The 26,417-nt window shown below is 61.5% G+C and carries 21 protein-coding genes and 1 tRNA gene; 16 read left to right on the top strand and 6 right to left on the bottom strand.

All coding sequences use genetic code 11. The annotated features are described in order from the left end of the window. Positions 1-106 precede the first annotated feature (106 nt). From OGI63_RS13730 to OGI63_RS13665, 14 genes are all read left to right on the top strand, one after another. On the top strand, positions 107-1,480 hold the full coding sequence (locus tag OGI63_RS13730; protein WP_004219260.1) for a carbohydrate ABC transporter permease: 1,374 nt from the start codon (positions 107-109) through the stop codon (positions 1,478-1,480). Then, complete coding sequence (locus OGI63_RS13725) at positions 1,477-2,445, top strand: sugar ABC transporter permease (protein WP_004219261.1); 969 nt, start codon at positions 1,477-1,479, stop codon at positions 2,443-2,445. The genes OGI63_RS13730 and OGI63_RS13725 overlap by 4 nt, the downstream gene beginning before the upstream one ends. A gap of 4 nt (positions 2,446-2,449) precedes the next feature. Then, positions 2,450-4,549: an alpha-amylase family glycosyl hydrolase gene (locus tag OGI63_RS13720; protein WP_004219262.1), complete on the top strand. Its 2,100-nt coding sequence runs from the start codon at positions 2,450-2,452 to the stop codon at positions 4,547-4,549. Positions 4,550-4,559: 10 nt separating this feature from the next. Next, complete coding sequence (locus OGI63_RS13715; protein WP_012619868.1) at positions 4,560-5,342, top strand: HAD family hydrolase; 783 nt, start codon at positions 4,560-4,562, stop codon at positions 5,340-5,342. Between the two features lie 15 nt (positions 5,343-5,357). After that, on the top strand, positions 5,358-6,131 hold the full coding sequence (locus OGI63_RS13710) for a TraX family protein (protein WP_004219265.1): 774 nt from the start codon (positions 5,358-5,360) through the stop codon (positions 6,129-6,131). Positions 6,132-6,170: 39 nt separating this feature from the next. Then, positions 6,171-7,196: a LacI family DNA-binding transcriptional regulator gene (locus OGI63_RS13705; RefSeq protein WP_004219267.1), complete on the top strand. Its 1,026-nt coding sequence runs from the start codon at positions 6,171-6,173 to the stop codon at positions 7,194-7,196. Between the two features lie 752 nt (positions 7,197-7,948). After that, a complete protein-coding gene (dnaK, locus tag OGI63_RS13700; RefSeq protein ID WP_004219269.1) occupies positions 7,949-9,814 on the top strand; it encodes a molecular chaperone DnaK in 1,866 nt (621 codons plus the stop codon). Then, positions 9,814-10,503, top strand: a complete 690-nt coding sequence (gene grpE, locus OGI63_RS13695; protein ID WP_004219270.1) for a nucleotide exchange factor GrpE — start codon at positions 9,814-9,816, stop codon at positions 10,501-10,503. Before dnaK ends, grpE begins: the two co-directional genes overlap by 1 nt. A gap of 130 nt (positions 10,504-10,633) precedes the next feature. After that, entirely contained in the window at positions 10,634-11,689 is a 1,056-nt protein-coding gene (locus tag OGI63_RS13690; RefSeq protein ID WP_004219274.1) for a DnaJ C-terminal domain-containing protein, read from the top strand. A gap of 5 nt (positions 11,690-11,694) precedes the next feature. Then, positions 11,695-12,249 (top strand): heat shock protein transcriptional repressor HspR, encoded by a 555-nt coding sequence (locus OGI63_RS13685; RefSeq protein ID WP_004269247.1) that lies wholly within the window; start codon positions 11,695-11,697, stop codon positions 12,247-12,249. Between the two features lie 104 nt (positions 12,250-12,353). Beyond that, on the top strand, positions 12,354-13,040 hold the full coding sequence (locus OGI63_RS13680) for an HAD family hydrolase (RefSeq protein WP_004219279.1): 687 nt from the start codon (positions 12,354-12,356) through the stop codon (positions 13,038-13,040). A gap of 255 nt (positions 13,041-13,295) precedes the next feature. Then, the gene (locus OGI63_RS13675; RefSeq protein WP_004219280.1) at positions 13,296-13,934 is read left to right on the top strand and encodes a TetR/AcrR family transcriptional regulator; all 639 of its coding nucleotides are present in this window, start codon (positions 13,296-13,298) and stop codon (positions 13,932-13,934) included. A 122-nt stretch (positions 13,935-14,056) separates the two neighbouring features. After that, a complete protein-coding gene (locus OGI63_RS13670; RefSeq protein ID WP_004219281.1) occupies positions 14,057-16,387 on the top strand; it encodes a glycoside hydrolase family 3 N-terminal domain-containing protein in 2,331 nt (776 codons plus the stop codon). Between the two features lie 87 nt (positions 16,388-16,474). After that, positions 16,475-17,131 carry a GyrI-like domain-containing protein gene (locus OGI63_RS13665; protein WP_012619864.1) on the top strand — a complete coding sequence of 219 codons (657 nt, stop codon included), beginning with the start codon at positions 16,475-16,477 and terminating at the stop codon, positions 17,129-17,131. A gap of 69 nt (positions 17,132-17,200) precedes the next feature. On the opposite strand, the gene OGI63_RS13660 is transcribed toward OGI63_RS13665, so the two are convergent. From OGI63_RS13660 to OGI63_RS13645, 4 genes are all read right to left on the bottom strand, one after another. Then, positions 17,201-17,273 (bottom strand) — tRNA-Ala (locus tag OGI63_RS13660). A 173-nt stretch (positions 17,274-17,446) separates the two neighbouring features. Further along, entirely contained in the window at positions 17,447-18,196 is a 750-nt protein-coding gene (locus tag OGI63_RS13655; protein ID WP_004219284.1) for a DedA family protein, read from the bottom strand. Between the two features lie 320 nt (positions 18,197-18,516). Further along, positions 18,517-19,338 (bottom strand): alpha/beta hydrolase, encoded by an 822-nt coding sequence (locus tag OGI63_RS13650; RefSeq protein ID WP_004269246.1) that lies wholly within the window; start codon positions 19,336-19,338, stop codon positions 18,517-18,519. A gap of 550 nt (positions 19,339-19,888) precedes the next feature. Next, on the bottom strand, positions 19,889-21,502 hold the full coding sequence (locus tag OGI63_RS13645; RefSeq protein WP_004219287.1) for a dolichyl-phosphate-mannose--protein mannosyltransferase: 1,614 nt from the start codon (positions 21,500-21,502) through the stop codon (positions 19,889-19,891). 157 nt (positions 21,503-21,659) lie between these two features. Between OGI63_RS13645 and rsmI the strand changes: the two genes are divergently transcribed. Further along, positions 21,660-22,607, top strand: a complete 948-nt coding sequence (rsmI, locus tag OGI63_RS13640; protein ID WP_004219288.1) for a 16S rRNA (cytidine(1402)-2'-O)-methyltransferase — start codon at positions 21,660-21,662, stop codon at positions 22,605-22,607. Between the two features lie 34 nt (positions 22,608-22,641). Here rsmI and OGI63_RS13635 read toward each other — a convergent pair whose 3' ends face one another. Beyond that, the gene (locus tag OGI63_RS13635; RefSeq protein WP_004219290.1) at positions 22,642-23,088 is read right to left on the bottom strand and encodes a hypothetical protein; all 447 of its coding nucleotides are present in this window, start codon (positions 23,086-23,088) and stop codon (positions 22,642-22,644) included. A 34-nt stretch (positions 23,089-23,122) separates the two neighbouring features. Continuing rightward, positions 23,123-23,806 carry a hypothetical protein gene (locus OGI63_RS13630; protein ID WP_004219291.1) on the bottom strand — a complete coding sequence of 228 codons (684 nt, stop codon included), beginning with the start codon at positions 23,804-23,806 and terminating at the stop codon, positions 23,123-23,125. A 257-nt stretch (positions 23,807-24,063) separates the two neighbouring features. Between OGI63_RS13630 and metG the strand changes: the two genes are divergently transcribed. Then, a complete protein-coding gene (metG, locus tag OGI63_RS13625) occupies positions 24,064-25,935 on the top strand; it encodes a methionine--tRNA ligase (RefSeq protein WP_012619863.1) in 1,872 nt (623 codons plus the stop codon). Positions 25,936-26,417: the final 482 nt, after the last annotated feature.

Raw genomic sequence — 26,417 nt, 5'->3', positions numbered from 1 at the left:
CAGAGTCGGCGCCGTGCATGGGGCGGTGCCCCTGCACATATTTTGAGTTTCAGAGAGGCGGTTGAAAGGAATGAGTAGTTCAGTAGTCACCCTTTCAAAACGAGAGATGAAGCGCCGCCAGAAGTTGGGTGCAGACTATGTGGCGCCATCGCCATACACGCTGAGCGCAGCGCTGAAGGACGGCGATGTGTTCACGAAGCTCTCCATCATCTTCTTCGGGTTGGGTAATTTCGCCCGTCACCAGATTGCCAAGGGCGTGATCTTCCTGGCAGGTGAGATCGGCTTCATCGTATTCATGATCTATGCCGGCGCGCATAACCTCGCGATGCTCCCATCGCTGGGATGGCGTCAGGCCAGCACCGAATGGGTGGGTGCCAAGCTGGTCCATACGGCCGGCGACAACTCGGTGCTGATTCTACTGTACGGCGTATGCACGCTGGTGTTGTGCGCGGTGTTCGTGCTGTGGTGGGATCTTGCGATCCGCTCGGCATACAAGGCGCAGTGCCTCGCCGGCAAGAACGGCCATGCGCCGTCGTTGCTCGACGACATTCACACATTGCTCAACGAGAAGGCGAACATTCTGTTCCTGGCGCTGCCGACGCTGGGCATTCTGATCTTCACGGTGCTGCCGTTGATCTTCATGATCTCGATGGCCTTCACCAGCTACGACCACAACCATCTGGTGCTGTTCGACTGGGTGGGCTTCGAGAACTTCAAGACGGTGTTCAGCAATTCAGGCAGCATCGTCTCGGCCCGACTGTTCATGTCGGTGCTCGGCTGGACGTTGATCTGGGCGTTCTTCGCGACGTTCCTCAACTTCTTCTGCGGTCTGTTCCTGGCCATGGTCATCAACCGCAAGACCACGCACGGCAAGGGCTTCTGGCGTGCCGTCTTCTCGATGTCGATCGCCGTCCCGCAGTTCGTCTCGCTGCTCGTCATGCACCAGATGCTCCAGCCGCAGGGCGCTATCAACCGCATCCTCATGAACTGGGGCTGGATCGACAATCCGATGCCGTTCTTCACCGATGCCACATGGGCCCGCGTGACCGTCATCGTGATCAACCTGTGGGTCGGCATCCCGTACACGATCATGCAGGTGACCGGCATTCTGCAGAACATCCCTGCCGACCAGTACGAGGCCGCCGAGATCGACGGCGCGAACTGGTGGCAGATCTTCACGAAGATCACGATGCCGTACATCATCTTCGTGCTGACCCCGTACCTGATCACGACCTTCACCGGCAACGTGAACAACTTCAACGTCATCTACCTGCTGACCCGCGGCGACCCGGCGGTGGTGGGCGATTCGGCCGGCAAGACCGATCTGCTCATCACCTGGCTCTACAAGCTGACCGTGGACAACAACGACTACAACCTAGGCGCCGTCATAGGCATCATGACCTTCGTCGTGCTCGCGGTTGTGTCGCTGATCACCTACCGCAGCAGTGGTTCGTACAAGAATGAGGAGGCATTCCGGTGAGTAATGCAACCAAGGCGCAGACCAAGGCCTCCGAGGCGTATGTCGAGGCCATCGACAAGCGCGTCGATTCGGAGCTTGCAGAGTCGCACAACGCGCAACGACAGAGTTTCTGGAAGGATCAGAAGTCACGCCGCATTCTCGGCGATGTGCTCACATACGTGCTGCTGACCGTGCTCGGCATCATATGGCTGTTGCCGATCGTATGGATCTTCCTCGAAAGCCTCAACAAGAACACGGCCCCGTTCACCGACACGTTCTTCCCGACGCAGTATTCGTTCGACAGCTACGTCACGCTGTTCACGCAGCGCAACGTACTCGACTTCCCGCGCATGTTCATGAACACGTTCATCATTGCAGTCTTCACCTGCATCATCTCCGTGTTCTTCGTGCTCTCCGTTGCCTACGTGATGAGCCGCATGCGTTTCCACGGCCGTAGGTTCTTCATGAACTTCGTGCTCATCCTGGGCATGTTCCCGGGCATCATGTCGGTGGTCGCCATCTACTTCATTCTCAAGGCGATGGGCCTGACCAGCAGCGGCACGACGATCCTCGCGCTCATCCTGGTCTATTCGGCCGGCACCGGTGCGGGCTTCTACGTGATGAAGGGCTACATGGACACGATCCCGACCTCGCTCGACGAAGCCGCCATGCTCGATGGCTGCACACGTTGGCAGGTGTTCTGGATTATCATCGTGCCTATCTGCCGCCCGATGATTGTGTACCAAGCGATCGTCGGCTTCCTGACCCCCTGGCTCGACTTCGTCATGGCGAAGGTGATCGCCCGCACCCAGGAGAACTACACGGCGTCCCTGGGCCTGTGGCTCATGCTCGACAAGGAGTACATCAACAACTGGTTCGGTCGCTTCGCGGCTGCCGCAGTGCTCATCTCGATCCCGATTGCGATCCTGTTCATCGTGATGCAGCGCTTCTACCAGGAGTCGATGTCCGGTTCGGTGAAGGGATGACGACATGGCGCTCGCACGGCAATCCGAAGGATTGAAGGCGGGTGTCGCAGAACCGTTCCCACTGAGTCTGGAACGTGAACTGGGTGCCGTGGCGAACGACCATGGCACCCAGTTCGCAATCTGGGCCCCGTCGGCGAAGTCTGTGACACTGCGCTTCTTCACCAAAGGTTCCAGCATGGAGGACGGCGACGCCATGGTGGGCGCCCACCGGCCCGAACTGCAAAGCGACGGCGCGTGGACAATCCATTTCGACGGGAACCTGCACGGCACCTACTACGACTACTTGGTGGAACAACAGGATGGCAACCGGGTGCGCACCGCCGACCCGTGGGCCAAAGGCGCCGGCGTGAACGGCCGGCGCAGCATGGTGGTCGACCTCGCACGCACCGACCCGGCCGGCTGGGAGCATGACACGCACCCGATCACCCCGCTGCGCGAGACGATGGTGGCCGAGATGCATGTGGCCAGCTTCAGCGCGAACCCGCATGGCGGTTTCCCGCTCGAGCACCGTGGCAAATACCTGGCCTTCACCGACCTCGGCACCACCGTGGACGGCAAAGGGGAGTTCCCCACGGGCGTCGACTACTTCAAACAGCTCGGCGTCACCGCGATCCAGCTGCTGCCGTTCTACGACTACGGCTCCGTGGACGAGAACGACCCGAGGCAGTACAACTGGGGCTACGATCCGCTTAACTACAACGTCCCCGAAGGCTCCTACTCGACGAATCCGTTCGACGGCACCGTGCGCATCACCGAGTGCAAGCAGATGATCCAATCGCTGCACGCTCAAGGCTTCAAGGTGATCATGGACGTCGTGTACAACCACATGTACACGGCCGACAACTGGTTCGAGCGCGTGGTGTCCGGCTATTTCGTCCGACGCAATGCCGACGGCACGTTGTCGAACGGTTCCGGTTGCGGCGACGACATGGCCAGCGAACGCGCGATGATGCGCCGCTACATCGTGGACTCCGTCACCTACTGGGCGCGCGAATACCACATCGACGGCTTCCGCTTCGACCTCATGGGGCTCATAGACACCGATACGATGAACGCCGTGCGCGCCTCGCTCGACGCATTGCCCGGCGGCAAGGACCTCATCATGTACGGCGAACCGTGGGCCGCCGGGCCGAGCTCCACGCTGCCCGGCACCGAGCTTGCGAACAAGGAGGGCCTGCATCTGCTCGACTCGCGCATCGGCCATTTCTGCGACCGAACGCGCGACGCGATCAAGGGCCATGTGTTCGAACGCCGGATCAAAGGCTATGTGAACGGCAACGCGCACGACACCAAGCCGCAGATCGAGCTCGCCGTGGACGCATGGCGCGCGCCCGAGACCAACGAAGGCAACGCCGGGCAGATCATCCAGTACGTCTCTGCCCACGACGACTGGACGCTGTGGGACAAGCTGTGCCTGAGCATGATCGGCGACGACTCGCCGGAATCTGCGAATAAGGCGGAATCCGGGCATGCCGATGACTCGCACAGAACGCTGGAATCTCGCGACGACGCGCTCGAACACGCCTACCGCGCGATGCCGGGCACGCAGACGCGCAAGGTGCTCGAGGCGAACGCGCTCGCCGCCGGACTCATCTACACGGCCGCAGGCATCCCGTTCATGCTCGCCGGAGAGGAATTCGGCAAGACGAAGTTCGGCAACGACAACTCGTTCGACTCGGGCGTCAAGGTGAACGAACTCGATTGGGCGCGCGCCGAACGCATGCAGGGCCTCGTGGACTACTACCGCCGTCTGATCGCCGTGCGTCGCGCGAATCCGGGCCTGTTCGACGCCGAGCACATCGCCGTGGAGGCGCCGGGCAACGCGGTCGCCTACCGTAGCGACGACATCGCCGTGCTCGTCAATCCGGACGACGAGGAGTACAGTCTGCCCGTCGAGCGCATCGATTCCGCGTTTGCCGACAGTCTGCATGACGATCTGCCCGCAACGCCGGAATCTGCGAGCCATGCGGAAGCGCGGTGGGTGTGCGTGCTCGATTCGAGCGGCACGTCGACCGGAGAATTCCGGCAGACGGGCATACGGATCGCCGGCGGAGGATTCCCGATGCCCGCTCGCACACTGAGCATATGGAAACGTGAACGCTGACGGAGGCGGCATGACGCACTACACAACCGTGTTCTTCGACCTGTACGGCACGCTGATCGACATACACACCGAGGAGGATTCCGACGCCGCGTGGTCCGCATTGCGGGCGGCGCTGTACCAAAACGGCGCCGACTACGCCACGAATTCGCAACTGCGCAACGAATTCCGCCGTCAGGTGGTGCGCGCCAACGCGACGCGTGCGCGCACGGAGTGGTTCGAGCCGGACTTCCTGCCCGCCTACCGCGGTCTGCTCGAGGCATGCTGGGCCGACGACAGTCTGGTGCACGCGCGAAAGGCGGCGTGGGCATTCCGCCGCGCCGCCACGACGAAGTTCCGCCTGTACCCAGGCGTCTTCGACATGCTCACGCAGCTGCGTGCGGCAGGACTTCGAGTGGCGCTCGTTTCGAACGCGCAGGCCTGCTACACGCGGCCGGAACTCGAGCTGACCGGACTCGGCGACGTGTTCGACGAAGTGGTCATCTCCAGCGACGAAGGCGTGCGCAAACCGTCCGCCGAACTGTTCCGCAGCGCGCTCGTGCGCATGAACGTGGAGCCCAAACATGTGGTGATGGTGGGCAACGATCCGCGCAACGACATCGACGGCGCGCGCATGGCCAACATCGACGGCATCTACCTGCATACCGACAATCACACGCCGGCGCAGTGCGACACCGCAGTCTGCTCGCTCGAAGGCGCCGATTACGCGGGCGTGCTCGCCTACATACAACGCGCCAACACGGAAGACGGGCGTGGGCGCGAATATTCGGATACTCTGGAAGAGAAGCTCAGATAACAGACGGGAACCGGCATGGTAGACGAATACACGCGCCACTTGGAGCGCAACAAAGAGGTGAAGGGCAAAGGGCTCTCGCAGTTCCGCATGAAGGTGCTTGCCGATGTGCTGCTGTTCTTCTCCCCGTTCTCGGTGGCCGTGCTCCCGCACATCGTGGGCACGCCGAGCCGCGAGAACATGTTCGCGCTCTCCGTCTGCGTGATCGGCGAGGCGATCTCATGGGCGTCGATCCCGATGTTCGCGTGGCTGCTCTACCAGGGATTCGAATGGACGGGCAACGCATGGCTCTACGGGCTGCGCCTGCTCGTGCTCGCGCTGGTGTGCGAGGTGCCGTACGACTACGTGGTGTTCGGCAGCGCGTTCGACATGCGCTCGCAGAACCCCGTGTTCGGCCTCGTGGTCGCGCTGATCGTGCTCGGCATACTCGACCTCATGTACGCATGGCGCACGAGTGTGCTCAAGGTGGTGCTTTCGGCAGGTGTGATCATCATCGGCCTGCTGTGGGATTTCATGCTGTCGATCGGCCAGACGCAGCGACTCATGAACGTAGGCATTGTGACGCTCGGCATGTGCGTGACCTACTACTACCTGCATTCCCGTGAGAACACGATGGTGTTCACGGCAGCCATATTCGGAGCGGCCTGCGTATTGACGCCTGGCTTGGGCGCGGTGGCGCTCCACTACCGCAACGACAAGCTCGGCTATACACACCGGTGGACGCGTTGGGCGTTCTACCCGGTCTACCCGATCATGCTCGTGCTCTGCGCGGCGATCGGAATGGCGAATTAATCTGCCGCAAAGCTGCGGCAGCCATATAAGGAGTACGAAATGCACAAGGCTGGAATTCGTGACGTGGCACGGGAGGCGGGCGTTTCCATCTCCACCGTCTCGCGCGCATTCACCAAGCCGCAGCTCGTCTCGCAAGCCACCCGCGACAGGGTGATGGCTGCTGCAAACAAGCTTGACTTCAACATCTCACGCTCGGCGATGGCGCTCAAATCCGGGCAGACATACCGCGTAGCGCTGCTCATGAGCGAGGGCATCACGAGCTGGTTCAATGCCGAGGTGTTCGCCGGCATAGACGATGTGATGCATGGCAAAGGCTATGACATCTCGCTCTACCAGCACATCAACGACGCCGAGACGCGCGACCGGTTCTTCACCGTGCTGCCTGTGCTTCGCAACGTGGACGCCGTGTTCGTGGCATCGTTCGCGATAGAGCCGGCGGAGATCGAGCAGTTGCGCCGTACGAAGGTGCCGATCGTCGGCATCAACACGCCCGACCCGCTCCGTTTCGACGCCTCCGAGACCATCGACGACGAAGGCGGCATGTACCGGGCGGCTCAGCATATGATCAAACTCGGGCATAAGCGGATTGTCTACACCTGCTCGGCGGCGGCCGAGACACTCGACGCGTCGATAGACCTGCGTGGGCACGGCTTCATACGCGCATGTGAGCGTGCACAGAACACGCACGACATCAGCTGGAAGGTGCTCACGGTGCCGCGCGGCCGCGATTTCGCCGACAATGCGCTCACCGCGGTGCTGAGCGAGGACCGGTTCCCCGATGCAATCTGCTGCCAGATGGACATGATGGCGATTCCGCTCATGATCAAGCTGGCTAGGCACGGCTACAGGGCGCCGCGCGACTATTCGATCATCGGATTCGACGACGCCCCGTATGCCGACACAGTGGAGCTGACGACGATGCGGCAGAACCCGTACGAGATGGGGCGCAATGCGGCGATGAAGGCGCTGACGCTGCTGGAGGGCCGCGCTCTGGAGCAGCCGCATGCGATTCTGGAGCCGAAGCTCGTGCTGCGCGGTTCGGATTCGCGGTACGAGGGGGAGTGAGCGCGGATTTGTGTGCCGCTTTTGCAATTGCAGTCTCAGACTGGCGATTGCGGAGCATTTTGTGGTGCTTTGCCGAGACCGGAGTTGCAGGAAAGGTTATCTGAAGACTTGTGAGATTGCCATGTTTGCAAGTCCTGTCTCAGCGGGGCATGGGAGGCGCGTCTTAGCATGCTTGCTTTGCAAAGACAGTCTCAGATTGGTTATTGAGTGTGCGATGCCGTGCTCTGCCGAGGTCAGGGATGCAAGCGGGGTCATCGAGGAGCGCGCAGATGTGCTACGCTTGCAATCTCGGTCTCAAAAAGACCTTCTCGGCGTATCTACCGTGTTTCGACGAGATTGAGATTGCAAGCAAGGTCATCGGGGGAGCGCGTAATCGTGCCGAATCTGCGACTCCGGTCTCATGAAGGTGCGCTTGGTGAGATTTGGAACGCCCTGTTGAGATGGAGATGCAAAACGAGTCATGCAGATTCTTGGACGCCGCTTGTTGCGGAAGTCACCCACTGCAATCTGGGCGTTTGCTGAAATATCTCTTTTTGGAATCTGGAAAGCGTTGGAAATCCGCGGATTTCAGGGCGTCTGGAAAAATGTGGGTTTTTTTGTTCTGCAATGGGAATAAAGGATGGAATGAAATACTTGAGTGATGTAGGCTCAAGTTTTAGAAAGCCTCAAGAGAGGTCGCCCAACAGCGGCCGGCTCGACGGGCTTGAGCACGGAACGTAACACGAATAGTGAATAACAAAAGGAGATACAGTATGGGACGCGCAGTTGGTATTGATTTGGGTACCACCAATTCCTGCATCGCAACGCTCGAGGGCGGTGAACCGACCGTCATCGTGAACGCTGAAGGTGCACGCACCACACCGTCTGTGGTGGCATTCAGCAAGTCCGGCGAGATTCTCGTCGGCGAGGTTGCAAAGCGTCAGGCTGTGACCAACGTCGATCGCACGATCAGCTCCGTCAAGCGCCACATGGGCACCGACTGGACCGTTGACATCGACGGCAAGGAATGGACTCCGCAGGAGATTTCCGCACAGATCCTCATGAAGCTGAAGCGCGACGCCGAAGCTTACCTGGGCGAGCCGGTCACGGACGCCGTGATCACCTGCCCTGCATACTTCAACGATGCACAGCGCCAGGCGACCAAGGACGCCGGCACAATCGCAGGCCTGAACGTCCTGCGCATCATCAACGAACCGACCGCTGCAGCTCTGGCCTACGGTCTGGAGAAGAGCAAGGAAGACGAGCGCATTCTGGTCTTCGATCTCGGCGGCGGCACCTTCGATGTCTCCCTGCTGGAGATCGGCAAGGACGACGACGGCTTCTCCACCATCCAGGTGCAGGCTACGTCGGGCGACAACCACCTCGGTGGCGACGATTGGGACCAGCGCATTATCGACTGGCTCGTCGGCGAAGTGAAGAACAAGTACGGTGTTGACCTGAGCAAGGACAAGATCGCCCTGCAGCGTCTGAAGGAAGCTGCCGAGCAGGCGAAGAAGGAGCTTTCCTCCTCGATGTCCACCACGATCAACATGCAGTACCTGGCCATGACCCCTGACGGGACCCCGGTGCACCTCGACGAGACGCTCACCCGCGCCCACTTCGAGGAAATGACCAAGGATCTGCTCGACCGCTGCCGCACGCCGTTCAACAACGTGCTTGCAGACGCCGGCATCTCGGTCTCCCAGATCGACCATGTGATTCTGGTCGGCGGCTCCACTCGTATGCCTGCCGTGAAGGAGCTCGTGAAGGAGCTCGACGGCGGCAAGGAAGCCAACCAGTCCGTGAACCCGGACGAAGTGGTGGCCATCGGCGCTGCCGTGCAGTCCGGCGTCATCAAGGGCGACCGCAAGGACGTGCTGCTCATCGACGTGACGCCGCTGTCCCTCGGTATCGAGACCAAGGGCGGCATCATGACGAAGCTCATCGAGCGCAACACCGCAATCCCGGCGAAGCGTTCCGAGATCTTCTCCACCGCCGAAGACAACCAGCCGTCCGTACTGATTCAGGTCTATCAGGGCGAGCGTGAATTCGCCCGCGACAACAAGCCGCTGGGCACCTTCGAGCTGACCGGCATCGCTCCGGCTCCTCGTGGCGTCCCGCAGATCGAGGTCACCTTCGACATCGACGCCAACGGCATCGTGCACGTCTCCGCAAAGGACAAGGGCACGGGCAAGGAGCAGTCGATGACGATCACCGGTGGCTCCGCACTGCCGAAGGAAGAGATCGACCAGATGATCAAGGACGCCGAGGCCCACGAAGCGGACGACAAGAAGCGTAAGGAAGACGCCGAGACCCGCAACAACGCCGAGAACTTCGCATACCAGACCGAGAAGCTCGTCAACGACAACAAGGACAAGCTCTCCGATGACGTCGCGAAGTCCGTCACCGACGCGATTAACGAGCTCAAGGATGCCTTGAAGGGCGACGACATTGAGAAGATCAAGGCCGCCCAGGAGAAGCTGATGACCGAGGCTCAGAAGATCGGTCAGGCCCTCTACGCCCAGCAGGGTGCCGAAGGCGCTGCAGGCGCCGCCGACAGCGGCTCCGCGAACAACGGTGGCGACGATGACGTGGTCGACGCCGAGGTCGTGGATGACGACGACAAGGACAACAAGTAATGTCCGACTTCAATAAGGACGATTACCTGAACGACCTGCCCGACGCCGACGAACTGGCGAACGGGCAGGCGTCCCCTGATGCCGATGGCGCCGATGCGCCATCGGACACCGGCGAGCAGCTGAAAGACGACATGCTCAAGGATGCCGCCGCGGAGCAATCCGCAGGCGAACAGGCCTCCGAAGAGTCCGCCAAGGCAGCTGCCGAAGCCACCGCAGACGCCGCCTCCGATGGCGACGCTGAGGGTTCCTCGCTCACACCGCTTGGCCAGGCCAAGAAGGAAGCCGCCGAATACCTCGAGGCGCTTCAGCGTGAGCGCGCGGAGTTCATCAACTACCGCAACCGCACGAAGAAGGACATGGATCGTGCCCGTCAGCAGGGCATCATCGATGTGCTCACCGCAATGCTCCCCGGGCTCGACGACATCGACCGCATTCGCGAGCATGGTGAGATGGACGATTCCTTCAAGGCCGTGGCCGCGAAGATCGACAAGACCTTCGAGAAGTTCGGCGTTGAGAAGTTCGGCCTGAAAGGCGAGGACTTCGACCCCACCAAGCATGAGGCGATCCTGCACAAGCCGGATCCGGAGGCCAGCAAGGCGACGGTGGACACCGTGGTCGAGGCCGGCTACCGCATCGGCGACCGTGTGATTCGCGCGGCACGCGTGGTGGTCGCATCTCCGCAGAACTGACGCCCGTGCGAGATGGCCGTGAACCGCATTCGATTTACGGTTCACGGCCGTTTTTCATGCATGGGTATTTCCATACAGACTTTTTGACGAATACAACCCAGACTTTAGCCTCGAAAGGAGGCACAGCAGCATGGCTGAGAATGATTGGCTGAACAAGGATTTCTATAAGACCTTGGGTGTCTCCAAGGACGCCGACGAGAAAGAGATCACGAAGGCGTACCGCAAACTCGCCCGCAAGTACCATCCGGACATCAACAAGACGAAGGAAGGCGAGGAGAAGTTCAAGGACATCTCCGAGGCCTACGACGTGCTCAAAGACAAGGATTCGCGCCAGAAATACGACGCAATCCGCTCCTTCGGCGCAGGTGGCGCACGCTTCACTGGCGGTGCCGGCGGCGGCGGATTCAACGCCGGCGACTTCTCCGACATCTTCGGCTCCATGTTCGGCGGTGGCGGTGGCAACGGCGGTTCGCATATCCGCTTCAGCACGAATGGCGGCGGCTCCCATGGCGCAGGGTTCGACGACATCTTCTCGATGTTCGGTGGCGGAGCCGGCAACGGCGGCTTTGGAGGAGGCCGCGGCTACGGGGACTATAGCGATGGAGCCTACGCAGGCTACCGTCCCGCCCCGCATCCCGAGGATGGCGACGACCTCAGCTCGAAGATCACGCTCACGTTCCGCCAGGCCGTCAAGGGCGCCACGGTCTCGCTCAAGGCCGCGGGCAAGAAGTTCAAAACGAAGGTTCCCGCCGGCGTGAAGAACGGCCAGAAGATCAAGATCGCCGGCAAGGGCAAGCCAGGCCAGCACGGCGGCAAGCCGGGCGACATGTACCTGACGGTCACCGTGACCGAAGACCCGAAGTTCACGATGGACGGCAAGGATCTCGTGATGGATCTGCCGATCACCGTGGGCCAGGCGGTCGACGGTGCGAAGATCTCCGCCAGGGACTTCGACGGCAATGACGTCACGTTCAAGGTGGAGAAGGGCACCTCGAGCGGCGAGGAAGTGCGCGTGCGCGGCAAGGGCGTGGAGACGCGCACCGGCACCGGCGACCTCGTCGGACGCATTCAGATTCGCGTGCCGAAGCACCCGACCATGGGCGAGAAGCACGCTGCGAAGGAATTCGACAAGGCGTGCGGCGACTTCGTTGAGGAGCTCGCCACAGAGAACACCGAAACGAAGTGATCACAATGACGCGCATATCACCAGCACGGCGCAGGCTGTATGAAATGTGCGCGACGGCCATCGTGGCCAAGCGGGCCAATCTGGAAGGTGCGGCCGGTGTGGGATTCGACATCGACCTGCCCGTCTTCTCGGTGGGCAAGGTCGGTCAGATCGCCGAGATTCACCCCCAGACCCTGCGTCAATACGACCGGCAGGGGCTCGTGGTGCCGGGGCGCACGGAAGGCGGTTCGCGACGGTACTGTCTGCGGGACGTCGACCGGCTCGTGCAGGCGCAACACCTCAGTCAGGACGAAGGCATCAATCTGAACGGAGTGATGCGCATCCTCGAACTTGAGGAGGAGAACCGGCAACTGCGGCATGAAGTGCAGGAACTCACCGGTGTGACCGGATTCAGCGTGTTCACCGCCGACATGAACGGCAGCATCACCCAGACGTCGCGTTCGCATCGCGCACGCTATTGGCGTGGGCAGCTCCATGCCGAGGTGCACGCATTGCCGGCGGGGGAGAGCTCAAGCGCGCAGTCGAAATCGATGGTGTTGTGGCATACGGCCAAGCACTGACAGCAATCCTTGGCGGCCAGATGTTTTTCATCTGGCCGCTTTTTGCGTTATGCGCCTAGGCTATGCTGGGCCGGACGAGGAAATCTGCGAATAAGGAGAGGCGAATGATGCTCAAGGCGGTGTTCTGGGACATGGATGGCACGCTCATCGACTCCGAGCCGTACTGGCATGCCGGCGAGATGCAGATCGCGCACGAGAACGGCGGTGTGTGGAACGACGAGCTCGCATGGAACGGCTCGGGCCGCCCGGTGCCGGATGTGGCGCGCGAGATCGCGGAGCACGGGTGCACGCTGCCGGTGGAGGAGATCGGCCGGCGCATGATCGAATACGTGACGCGGGCGGAATATGAGCGGATCCCCTGGATCCCGGGCACGCGCGAGCTGCTCGTCGCACTGCGCGACGCGGGTGTGCCGAGCGTGCTCGTGACGACATCGCCGCGCAATCTCGCCGAGAATCTCATTGCGCAGGCTCCCGCAGGCACGTTCGCCGGATATGTGTGCGGCGAGGACGACGTGGCCAAGAAGCCGGATCCGGCACCGTATGTGGAGGCGGCGCGCAGACTCGACATACCGCGTGCCGATATGCCGCAGTGCGTGGCGTTCGAGGACTCGATGAGCGGACTCACCTCCGCCGCCGCTTCCGGTGCGACGACGATTGCGCAACTCGGCTTCATTCGCACCGACAATTCGGACGGTCCGCAGTACATGTCGATTGACGGGTACGACGGCGTGACACCGGAGTCGCTGAATGCCGTGGTGGAACGTCGGATTGCGGAATTGGCCGCGCGCTGAGCGGGCAATATGGTCGTTCGGTGACGCGTGTGTGCGGTAAACGACCGTACTTGGGGAGATTATGGTCGTTGAGGTGACGCGTTGCTCACTCAACGACCATATGCGGCTCTTGGGAATCTTTATAGGGTGGCTTGGCGGAATGCCGGCATTGATGGAGATTGCTGGAATTGGTCGTCGCCCCACCTAGACTGGGAGAGGCTTCGTCTGTGCGGCGGGGTCCCTCGTATGTGCGACGCGCGGAAATGGTGGAGGAACATGGCTGAACGACCGGAAACGCAAGAGAAACGCAAGGTGATTCTGCGTGCCGCGACCGAGGTGTTCGGTGAGAAGGGTGCCACGAAGGGCACGTTGGAAGACATCGCCGAGAAAGTGGGCATGACCCGCGCCGGCGTGCTGCATCACTTTGGCTCCAAAGACAATCTGTTGCTGCAGACGGTGATCTACCGCGATTCGGTGGATCTCGAGGATTACCCGGAAGATATGGCGCGCGGAGGCATGCCCGAGGATGGCGCCATCACGTTCCGCCATCTCATCAAGACGGCGAAGGCGAACGAGGCGCGCCCGGGCCTGGTCAAGGCGTTCATTGCGTTCTGTGCGGACTCCATTCGCGAAGACAGCCCGGCGTACGACTACTTCGTCTCGCGGTACCGCAATCTGCGGCGCATGCTTGAGAAGGCGCTGCGCATCATGGCCGACGAACTCGGCAAATCGGTTGACGACGCCACGATCTGCAACACGGCGATGTCGATTCTCGCAGTGATGGATGGCTTGCAGATTCAATGGATGCTCGACCCGGATGCGATTGGATTGGCGGAGGAGACCGAACGGGCGATCAAACTGATGCTCGCCGGCGCGCTTGACTTGAACGACGAGGAACGCGACGCGATTCTGTGACTGTCGCTGTGTTGTGCAGCGTGACGAATATGGAGCTTTCGTCGGTTTGCGCGGGTGGTTACTCGACGGTACGGTATATGCTGGGATATGCGTCTTCCGCGAATTTCGATGAGGAAATTGTTATGACTTCACGTGAAACAAATACGCCATATCTGGATTCGTCCCTGCCGATTCCAGCGCGCGTCGCCGACCTACTCGGCCGCATGACTCTCGAGGAGAAGGTGGGGCAGATGATGCAGCTCGACGCGCGCAGTGGCGAGCTCTCCGATCTCATTGTGGACCGCCATGTGGGGTCGATTCTGCACACCTCTCCCGACGATCTCGTGCGTGCGGCGCGGATAGTACGCGACCAGACGCGTCTGGGTATTCCGCTGCTCGTCGGCGATGACTGCATTCACGGATATTCGTTCTGGCCGGGCGCCACGATCTTCCCGTCGCAGCTCGGCATGGCATGCAGCTGGGATCCGCAGGCAATCGAGGATGCCGCCCGCGTGACCGCCGAGGAGGTCTCCTGCACCGGCGTGCATTGGACGTTCTCGCCGGTGCTCTGCATTGCGCGCGACACCCGGTGGGGGCGTGTGGACGAGACCTTTGGCGAGGATCCGGTGTTGATTGGTGAGATGGCATCCGCCATGGTCAAGGGCTACCAGAAGAACGCTGCCGCGGGCGAGACCTTCGCCGACGATGCGATTCTCGCCTGCGCCAAGCATTTCGCTGGCTATTCGTACACGCAGGGTGGCCGTGACGCCTCCGAGGCCGATCTGACGCATCGCGCGTTGGAAAGCTGGTATCTGCCGCCATTCGAGCGTGTGGCCAAGGAGGGCTGCGCCACGTTCATGCTCGGCTACGAGTCAATCGATGGCACGCCGGTCACGTTCAACAATTGGCTGCTGAACCGCAAGCTGCGCGGCGAATGGCAGTATGGCGGCACGTTGGTGACCGATTGGGACAATGTGGGCCGTGCCGTGTGGGAGCAGCACATCAAGCCGAACTACACAGTGGCGGCGGCCGATGCCGTCAAGGCCGGCAATGACTTGATCATGACGACCCCGGGCTTCTATGAGGGTGCCATCGCGGCGGTAAGCGAAGGTCTGCTCGACGAGCGTCTGCTGGACGACGCCGTGGCGCGCCTGCTCACGCTCAAGTTCCAGCTCGGTCTGTTCGAAGATCCACGTTTGCCCGATCGCGCGCGCATCGACGCGGTGATTGGGTCCGCAGACCATGCGCGGCGCAATCTGGAGATGGCGCGTGAATCGATTGTGCTGCTGCGCAACAACGCTGTGCTGCCGTTCGCAGATGCCGGTGAGCTGCACAGGATCGCAGTGGTGGGGCCGCTCGCGGACGATGCGCAGAATCAGCTCGGCGATTGGGCGGGCAACTCGGGTCAGGTGCCGTGGATGCCGGAAGGCCAGCCGCGCGAGATGATCTGCACGGTGCTCGACGGCGTGCGCGAGCTGGCGCCTGCAGATTGCGAGATTACGTATGCCCGCGGCGCGAACGTGGTGGATCTGGTGCCGGACCCGGAAGGCGAGCTCTACCCGGATGGGCAGCCGCGGCCGAAGATGGCGGTGGCCGCGAAAATCGACCAGCGACTGCTCGACGAGGCGGTGGAACAGGCGCGCGCGGCGGACGCGGTGATCGCAGTGGTCGGCGACGTTGTGCAGCTCGTCGGCGAGACGTGCTCGACGGCGACGCTCGAACTGCAGGGCGGCCAGAACCGTCTGCTGGAGGAGCTCGCCAACGTTGCACGTGAAACACATAAGCCGCTCATCGTCGTGCTCGTCAGTTCGAAACCGCAGGTGCTGCCGGCGTGTGTGATCGGCGAGAACGGCGTGATTGTCGACGAATCCGCGGCGGACGGTCTCGGCGCGCTGCTGTGGGCGGCGAATCCGGGTATGCAGGGCGGCCGTGCGATTGCCGAGATCATCTTCGGCAAGACCGAGCCGAGTGGGCGTCTGCCGATCACATTCCCTCGCCATGCCGGGCAGCTGCCGGTGTTCTACAACGAGATTCGCGGTCAGCACGGCAATCGGTACGCGGATCTGACCCAGGATCCGGCGTTCGCGTTCGGCGAGGGCCTCTCGTACACGACATTCGAATACGGAGATCCGCAGATTGTGAACGGTTCCGAATTCCGCGCAGGTGACACGGTGCGCGTCGAGGTGGATCTGACGAACACCGGCGCGCGCACAGGAACGGAGGTCGTGCAGCTGTACATCAGCGACGTCGTCACATCGTTCACCTGGGCGTGCAAGGAGCTCAAGCTGTTCCGGCGTGTGACGCTCGAGCCGGGGGAGACGCGGCGCGTTGCCTTCGATCTGCCGGTCGATTCGTGCACGATTGTGAACGGCGATGCGGAGCGGATCGTCGAACCCGGCGAATTCAAGGTGCTCGTGGGGCATTCGAGCCGCGACGAGAATCTGCGGCAAGCGACGTTCACCGTGGTGGAATGAGTGCGTTTCCATGCCCGCATCAGCCCTCTCTCAGAGATGATGCTGATACGGGCGGCTCATTCATGTATTTTCTGCTACAGTGTGCTCATGCCGTACGATGTGAAGCGAGAACAGAAGAACCTGTATGTGCCGGGCAAGACGCCCGCAATCGTCGAGGTGCCGGCGATGCAGTTCGTGGCGGTGCGCGGGGCGGGTGACCCGAACGATCCGCACGGCGAATACCAGAGCGCGCTGCAGCTGCTGTACGGTATATCGTTCACAATCAAGATGAGCGAGAAATCCAAGGATTCACGTGATCACATCGCCGGGTACATGCCATATGTCGTGCCGCCGCTGGAAGGTCTGTGGTGGATGGGGCGGAACGCGAGTGAGCCGGTCGATTACGCGCGCAAACAGGATTTCCAATGGATTTCGATGATCCGCTTGCCTGAATTCGTCACAGCGGACGCGTTCGAACATGCGCGCGGACTATTCGCGAACAAGCACCCCGAGGCGGACGTGTCACGCGCGCGGCTATTCGAATATGACGAGGGATTGTGTGCGCAGGTGATGCACGTCGGGCCGTATGACACCGAGCCTGCGACAATCGCCGCCCTCGACAAGTTTGTGGGTGAGCATGGGTATGCGCTGGATTTCAGCGATGCGCGCCACCATCACGAGATCTACCTGAGCAATCCACAGCGGTGCGCTCCCGACCGTCTGCGCACGGTGATCCGGCATCCTGTGCGCATGGCGTCTGAGTGAGGGAGCGCGGTTGTGTGCTTATACGTAAAGAAAAAGGCCGCTGCGGTGGAATGAATGCAGCGGCCTTAGTGGAGCTGATGGTAATCGAAACCACGACCTCTTCGATGCGAACGAAGCGCTCTACCAACTGAGCTACAGCCCCAATCTTCAATTATGTCGTCTTCCGACAACTCGTCCAGTTTAGCCCAACCCCTTCCCAAATGCAAATTCCTCCATGCGTGCGGGTTTCGGATAGTGCCTCGCAGTTGCCTTGCGAATGCTTTGGGCCAGTGCGGAGCCTCTTTTGGCGTTCTTCGTTGGCCATGCTGTGCGGAATCAAGCACCGTGCTCGATGTTGCCGTCGAGATCCTCTACGAGAGGCGTCGCCTCTTTCTCGGCGACCTCGGCCATCGCGTGTGCCGGCGCTTCCTTCTTGCCGGTCTTCGCCTTGATGAGGCCGACGAAAGTGGGGATGAGCGAGATGACGAGAATCGCGACGATCACGAGTTCGAAGTTGTCTTGCACCACCGGAATGCCGCCGAAGAAATAGCCGAGCAGCGTGAACAGCGACGACCAGACGAGACCGCCGAGCACCGAGAACGGCGTGAATCTGCTCCAACGCATGCCCGAGATGCCCGAGATGAACGGCATGAACGTCCTGATGAACGGGAAGAAGCGGCCGAGGAACACGGCGAGCGGGCCCCAGCGGTCGATCATCTTCTCGGTTTTGGCCAGACGTTCGGGGGTCATCGCCTTGACCTTGCCGGATTCAATGATGCGCCGGCCGAAGAAGTGGCCGATGAAGTAGTTGCATTGGTCGCCTAGAATGGGGGCGAGCCATACCACCGGCAGCAAGGCGGCGAGCGGCAGTGCGGATTTGCCGGTCGCCGCGTCGGGCGCCGCGAAGAAACCGGCGGCGAACAACAACGAGTCGCCGGGCAGGAACGGGAAGAAGACCACGCCGGTCTCAATGAAGACGATTAGAAAAACAAAGCCAAGTGTTGGCGCCACGCCCATTGCGATCCAGCCGGCGATCGCCGCACGCGGGTCTTTGAGCAGATTGGCAATGAATTGGATGAATCCCATGGATTGAATGTCCTCTTCGATAGGTCGAGCGGTGTGTGCTTCTCAATCTCCTTGATTATTCATAGCACAGGTAGGCAACCATGCCAATGAGGAGGTGCGTGGGTCGAGAGCTGGGAAGGTGGAGGTGACGGCGATGCCATCCGCTCGGTTGCGTAATTGGAGACGTTTGCGTCTGGAATCTGTCTCTTTTTACGCAGGACAGGATTTTGCGTAATTGGGGACGTTTATGGCGGCTATTTGTCCCTTTTTACGCAGATAGATAGGTGCTGACGAGTGGGGTTCGTTTGCGTAATCTGGGACATGGGTGGCGGGTGGGTGTGCTATTCAGCGAAGGTGCGGTCGAGCCAGTCCTTGGCGAGGAAGATCCACGACTGCACGGCGGGTTCGATGCTGTTGACGCCGCCCCACGCGGTCTGCGCGGTGCCGAGCGAGAGTCCGTGGCCACCTGCGGGGTACAGATGCGCCTCAATCGGCACGTTGGCCGCCTTGCATGCGGCGATGAGCTGCAGCGTGTTCTCCACCGGCACGCAATCGTCGGGCATCGTGTGCCAGACGAACACCGGTGGCGTCTTCGCGTCGATATGCTGCTCGATGCTCACTTCATTCATCGCCGACTCCTCGCCGTACCGCTCGCCGAGGAGCGCGCGGAAGCTGCCGTCGTGACGGAAACGCCCCGATGTGATGACCGGGTAGGAGAGCATCAGCGCGTTCGGCCGCAGTTCGTCCGGATCATAGCCGTGCGCGACGAGCGCGGCATCGCTGGCGGAAGTGGCGAAATCCGCGGCCAGATGACCGCCCGCGGAGAAGCCGATGACGGCGATGCGCGCGGTGTCCACGTTCCATTCGTCTGCGTGCGCGCGAATCTGCCGCATGGCTTCGGCCACCTCGAGCACGGCAATGGGGTAGACGGACGGTTTGCAGGAATAGTGGAGCACAAACGCGTTGTAGTCGGCGGCGAGGAACTGCAGCGCAATCGGCTCGCCCTCGCGGCCTGTGGTCATCTCATAACCGCCGCCGGGCAGCACAAGCACGGTCGGACGCTTGCGGTCGGGCACGATGTCGGGGTAGTTTTCGGGAAGATAGCCTGCAAAACGCGCTCCGGAACCGTCGATGCCGATGATGGTGGTCTCAAAATACTGCATGACACCTCTTTCGTTGAGCGGGAATGGGCGGGGAAGAGCCCGCGCCTTGTTTGTTCAACGAACATACAATAGAGGCGCCGGTTGACGGTGTTGTGGTTTGTCGCCGGCGATATCGCCCATGGCAAACGACGGAACTCAGATGCCACTTTCGTCGTTTGCCGGAGCGCTTTGTTTGTAACTCCGGTCTCACCCAGGCGTTGAGGAACCTGCAGAGTAGCCAATCTGAGATTGCGATTGCAAACTGGGCGATCCTGCATGCTGCCAGTGTGCCGATCTGAGACTGAAGTCGCAGGCTGCGCAATCTTGTGCTCCGTCAACATGTCTCGCGTGCAACTCCAGTCTCGCTTGAGCAATCTAGGAATCTGCAGATTGCTAATCTGAGACTGGAGATGCGAACTAGACAATTCTGCATGCTGCCGGTGTGCCGATCTGAGACCGCAACTGCAGACTAGGCAATTTTGCGCACCGCCGGCATTTGCGTTGGTAGATGACGAAAAGTGCGCCGCATTTTGTCGTCTGCCATGGGCGGCGATGAATGTGGGGCGACGTGTTAGATCCAGCTGGGCAGCCACATATGCATGCGCCAGAACTCATATGGCACGGGCATGGCCGTCCAGATTGGGTAGAAGAACACGCTGACGATGGCGCACACCCCCACCATGACCCACAGAGTGATGAGCCACACCTCGCGCGAACTCGTCTCGCGCACCCAGTTGAACACGTAGCAGATGGCGAGAATCATCCATGGCAGCAGCACGATCGAATAGAACGTGAACGTGGTGCGGTTCAGGTACTGGGCCCACGGCAGCCAGCCGCCGAGGAACCCGGCGAGCACCGCCCAGATGCGCCAATCGCCGCGTTTGAGAATCGCGATGACAATGGCGAGCACTGCGCACAGCGACCCCAGCCACCAGATGAGCGGATTGCCGAGCGAGGTCACCGCCGCCACGCACTGCGAGCGCGGCGAGAGCGAGCACAGGCCCGGGTGGCCGTCCAGCTTCTGCCAGTAGAAGCTCGTCGGGCGAATCTGCAGCGGCCAGGTGAGCGGGTTCGCCTTGTAGTCGTGCGGAGCATCGAGCGTGGTGTGGAAGCGCCACATCTCGGCATGATATGCGACGAACGAGCGCCAGTCGGCCGGCAGCCATTGCACGCCCTGGCCGGTATGGGTGGCCGCCCAATTACGCATGTAGGAGTTCGGGTGCACGAACCAGCCGACCCAGGTGAGCAAGTATGTGGCGGCATACAGCGGCACCATGTAGAGCGCCGCGAGCAGGCCGTCGCCGAACACGCCGCGCGCAAGCCATTGACGAGGGGAGCGGAAGCCGGCCTGGCGAATCATCCAGGCGTCCCAGAACACGCTGATCACGCAGAACACGGCGAAGAAATAGATCCCAGACCACTTCACTCCCGTCGCGCAGCCGAGCAGTACAGCCGCACCTGCTCGCCACCAGGAGAACGTGATCTGCGGAGGTCTGTTCGCACCGGACTGCGCCGCCATGCGTAGTCTGGCCGCCGCCCAGTCGCGGTGGATGAGCAGCAGCGAGAACGCACCGAGCGCGAACACCATGATGAAGATGTCAAGCAGGCCGGTGCGGCTCATCACAATGGACACGCCGTCGATGGCCATGAGGAGGCCGGCGAGCAGGGCGACCGGCAGATTGCGGAACAGCCGCAGTGTGATGCGGATGAGCAGCACAATGCCGAGCACACCTGCGATCGCCGTCGCCGCACGCCATGCCGCCGGGTTCGCCGCGCCGCCGAACAGCTTGAGCCCGGCTGCGATAAGCCATTTGCCGAGCGGCGGGTGCACCGCGTATTCCGCGGTGTTGATCCATGCATTCGTGTCGCCGTCTGCGAACGCGGTGTCGACCGGCACCATCTGGCCGCCCAGACTCACCTCGTCGGGCCAGCTCATCGGTTCGCCCGTGTTGAGCATGGTCCAGGCGTCCTTCACGTAGTATGTCTCGTCGAAGACGACCGCGCGCGGCTGCCCGAGCCTCACGAAGCGCAGCAGTCCGCCGAACAACGCGATGACCAGCGTCCACACCCACGTCATGAGACGCGCATGGGCGCTGGGCGGCGATGATGCCGCGAGTTCGGATGATTCGAGCTCGACGCGCTCTGCCGCCGCATGTTTGGGGGTGCCTGTGGAACGCATGCCCATCTGTTCTCCTTACATTTCGCATGCGCGCCGGCCGCGCGCACATACCCGGTTCCACGGTACACGCCCGCGTGGGTTCGCGCCGACGTACGCTCCTGCATCGCCTCCATCGCACCGTGTTTCGCCTCCCGCTGACCTGCCCGCGCGGCATACTGAACGTATGAACGAGCAGTCTGAACACACCGGCATCGCCGAGGATCCCGCTGACGAGACGCGCACTCTCCACGTAGATGTTCCACGTGGAACCGTGGTGCTCGCCGCCACACCGATCGGCAACACTGCCGATGCCTCCGCCCGACTCGTTGCGCTGCTCGAGCGCGCGGACATCGTGGCCGCGGAGGATACCCGCAGATTGTATGCGCTCGCCAACCGGCTCAGCGTGCATGTGGGCGGCCGCGTGGTGGCCAACCACGACCACAATGAACGCGGCAAGGCCGACGCACTGCTCGACCATGTGGCGAATGGCGAGACCGTGCTCGTCGTCTCCGACGCTGGCATGCCCACGATCAACGATCCGGGGCTCGCCATTGTGCGCCGCGCCATCGAACGCGGCCTGCCGGTGACCTGCGCTCCGGGCCCCTCCGCGGTGCTCGATGCGCTCGCCCTCTCCGGGCTGCCCACCGACCGTTTCTGCTACGAGGGATTCCTGCCGCGCAAGCATTCCGAACGCATGCAGGCATTGCGCGCGTTGAAGGGCGAGCGCCGCACGATCGTGTTCTACGAGACGCTGCACCGCATTGCCGAATCGATGGCAGATCTCGAGGAGGTTTTCGGCCCGGACCGCCGCATGGCGTTGTGCCGAGAGTTGACGAAGGACTACGAGCAGATTCGCCGCGGCACCATCCATGAGATCAACGAGTCGGTTGCCAACGATCCGCCGCGCGGCGAGATGGTGCTCGTGATCGCGGGCGCTTCTGAAGACGAGGCGGATCCCGCACAGTCGCTCTCCGTGGAGGAGCTCGCCGAACTGGCCATGCAGTATGCGCAGGCGCACGGCATGCGCATCAAGGACGCCATTGCCGAGGTGATAGGCAAACACCCGAATGCCGATGGCACACTCGCCAACCGCAAGCAGGTATACAACGCCGTGCTGGCGTTGCGCGACTGATTCGCCGACCGGCATCCCGTTGGCATTGCCGGGCCTATGACGTTCGCATGCGCTGCATGGAACTGCGTTGCAATTCAAGCGATTCGAGTACCAATTCCAACGCCTGCCTGACTCCCGGCCCTCCCTGCTGCGAGATGTATTCGAGCAGATTCGCGTCCGCCGCGCGGTTCACCACCACCCATTTGCGCAACGGCGGCATCGTGCGAGCGATGTGCCATAACGCGTCCATCGGAGTGTTCGGATCGCTTGCCGACTGCGGTGTGAGCGCGAGGGGCGGCGGTGGCGGATGCAGTAGGCCCTTGTTCGGCGTGTGTGCCGTGTGCAGTGTGCTCGCCAACCGTTTTGCACTGCTGCGTCGACGCGGCGCTTGCGATGCCGTGCGCGATGCGGCATGTCTGCGCCGTGCCGCTCGCAGCGGCATGCCGGCACGGCGAGCCGGCATGCATGGCCTGTGTGCACGGGCGTGGGGGAGTGCGTCCATAATCTCTTTTTCCTTCTTTCATTGCTTTCCTCGGTCAGGCGATGCTTTCGAATTGCGTCAGCATCTCGCGGGCCTGCGGCAGATTGCGCAGATGCGAGCATTCCTCGAGAATCGGCTCACAGTCGACCAACGAGAACTCGTAATGCTCCATGAGCCGTCCAATGATCGACTGCACGTCGCGCGCATGCGGGTCGTCCTTCGGGTACATGGCCAGATCGCAGGCCGTTCGCAATGGTGTCGTGAGGTTCAGAGTGTTGAGGGTGGAGATCTGCGATTCATCCACCTGCCGCTGCCATGCCTTGATGCGCCGTCCAAAGGCGAGTCTGCGGTAATGGCTCGATGAGAGCACTTCGAAATAATCCTGGGGCAGCCTGCCGCCCACCCATACCCACGCGGCTGTGCGCCCGCATGCCGTGGTGCGATTGGGCAGTATGTCGCGCATCAGCATGGCGCGCCCGTACAACGTGTGCGCGCATTCGGCGGTGACTGCGTGGAACTCGTCGAGCTCATACAACGCGTCGAGTCTGAGCAGTCGTTGCATGGCAAGGGGGCCGGGCAGCTGTTTGGTGTGGATGATCGAATGTGAGTTGTGGGGGCGTTCCGGCTGGCGCGGGACGCGCGGTTCCGGATCCGCATAGGCGGGACCCAGGTCGAGCGGGACCATGTAGCCGACCTCGTTGCCGGCTCGGACCGCTTCCTGTACGGCGGTGGTGTTCACGGACGTATGTTCCTTTCTCTTCTCTCTCCCTTGCCTGTAGGTCGCTGCGTATGCGCACGGATGCGCATACCGCACATGCTAGGAAGGACATGGGGTGGGCTCCAGCTGTTTCGGGGGAAATGTGGATATGTGGATAATGTGAAGGCATGCGATGTGGATTGTGAATAATCGAGGCTCCGCCAGTCCGCGCATGGTGATGCCGCAACAGGGCGGAAAACAGTGCGGAAGTGTCCTAGCGCATGAAGATAATCGGGCGTATGAGTCATATTATGGTGAACGTCGCTTGGCCGTATGCGAACGGCCCCCGTCATATTGGTCACGTCGCCGGCTTCGGTGTGCCGTCCGACGTCTACGCAAGATACCAGCGCATGAAGGGCAACGATGTGCTCATGGTGTCCGGCACCGACGAGCATGGTACGCCTATTCTGGTGGAGGCCGACAAGGAGGGCGTCACCCCGCAGGAACTTGCGAACCGCTACAACCGCGTGATCGCGAACGATCTGTGCAACCTCGGCCTGAGCTACGATCTGTTCACCCGCACCACCACAAAGAACCATGAGCACGTGGTGCAGGAGATGTTCCGCCAGTGTCTGGCCAACGGCTACATTTACAAGGGCACGCAGAAGGTCGCGATCTCGCCGTCCACCGGCCGTACGCTGCCAGACCGCTACATCGAAGGCGAGTGCCCGATCTGCCATGCGCAGGGCGCGCGCGGCGACCAGTGCGACAACTGCGGCAATGAGCTCGATCCGGACGAGCTGATCAACCCAGTTTCGAAGATCAACGGCGAAACGCCCATCTTCGAGGAGACTGAGCATTACTTCCTCGACCTCCCCGCCCTGGCGGAGGCGAACCTCGCATGGCTGAAGACGCGCAAGGGCTGGCGCCCGAACGTGCTCAACTTCTCGATCGGCCTGTTCAAGGAGGTCAAGCCGCGCGCCATCACCCGCGACATCGACTGGGGCATCCCCGTGCCGGTGCCGGGTTGGATCGACAACCCGAACAAACGCCTGTACGTGTGGTTCGATGCGGTGATCGGCTACCTGTCCGCATCGATTGAATGGGCGCGTCGTTCCGGTGATCCGGAGGCTTGGCGCGCATGGTGGAACGACCCGGCCACGCCGGGCTACTATTTCATGGGCAAAGACAACATCACGTTCCATTCGCAGATCTGGCCGTCCGAGATGCTCGCCTACAACGGCGAGGGGTCCAAGGGCGGCGAGCCGGGTGAGCTCGGCAGGCTCGACCTGCCCGAGCAGGTGGTGGCCTCCGAGTTCATGACCATGGAGGGCAAGAAGTTCTCGTCGTCGCGCGGCATTGTGATCTATGTCAAAGACATTCTCTCCCGTTACCCGGTGGATGCGGTGCGCTACTACATCTCGGCCGCAGGTCCGGAGTCGTCGGACTCCGACTTCACGTGGGCCGAGTTCGTGCGCCAGAACAACGAGGTGCTCGCCGCCTCGTGGGGCAATCTGGTGAACCGTGTGGCGAATCTGATCGCCAAGAACTTCGGCCAGATCCCGCCGATCGTGGAGGAAAAGATGACCGATGAGGACCGTGCCCTGCTGGCGCAGTCCTCCGCAGCCTTCGACACGGTGGGCGCGCTCATCGAGCAGCATCGACAGAAGAGCGCGCTCAACGACGCGATGTCGTTGGTGGGCGACATCAACAAATACATCTCGGCCACCGAGCCGTGGAAGATCAAGGACGACCCGGAGCGCCTCGGCACCGTGCTGCATGTGGCGGCCCAAGCCGTCTCCGATGCCAACCACCTGCTCGCCCCGTTCCTGCCGCATTCCTCGCAGAAGGTGTGGGAGGCCCTGGGTGGCGAGGGTACATTCTCGCCGCTGCCGCACATCGAGGAGGTGAACGATCTCGACGATCCGGAGTTCACCTACCCGGTGATCACCGGCAAGTATGTGCTTGGCGAGAACGTGCATCCGTGGAAGAGCGAGCCGATCGTCGTGGGTGCGCCAGTGGTCAAGCCGACGCCGATCTTCGCGAAGATCCCGCCGGAGGCCGTGGACGAGGAGCTCGCCCGGTTCGACGCCGACCTCAAGGCACGTCGCGAGGCCGAACAGGCGCGCCTGGACGCCGAGAAGGCCAAGCTCGCTGCCGGCGAGGAGTGACTCGTCTGATTCGCATACAATCTGCGTAATGCAGTCCGTGTAAGAAGGGACAAATAGACACGTCTATTTGTCCCTTCTTACACGGGGAAACATGCGATGACTGGAGCACGTGCGAGTCCTTCCTGTGTGAAATTGGTTTTCCTCGCGTAAAAAGGGACAGGTGGCAGTGTGTATTTGTCCCAATTTACGCAGAAGAACATGTGGAGGAACATATGCAGGAAGAAGGTGGCTGAAATATCGACTGAAATATCATCGTGCGAGCCCTCCTTGCGTAAAAAGGGACATCTGTATCTTCTATTTGTCCCTTTTTACGCAAAGTGGATTGCGGGATGAGGCTGTTGATCTATCAGTCGCGGGCATCCGACAGTCATAGAGTTCGCTGGCAGATAAGTCGGCATGAGGGCAGATTGTTTGCCAGCAATTGCCGCACTGCTGCGGCGGCTGAGGTTCCAATGGCTGGAATCCATGTATTTGCAAGGCCT

It is taken from the genome of Bifidobacterium sp. KRGSERBCFTRI (genome assembly GCF_025908335.1).
This window is presented reverse-complemented; position numbering and strand designations above follow the sequence as displayed.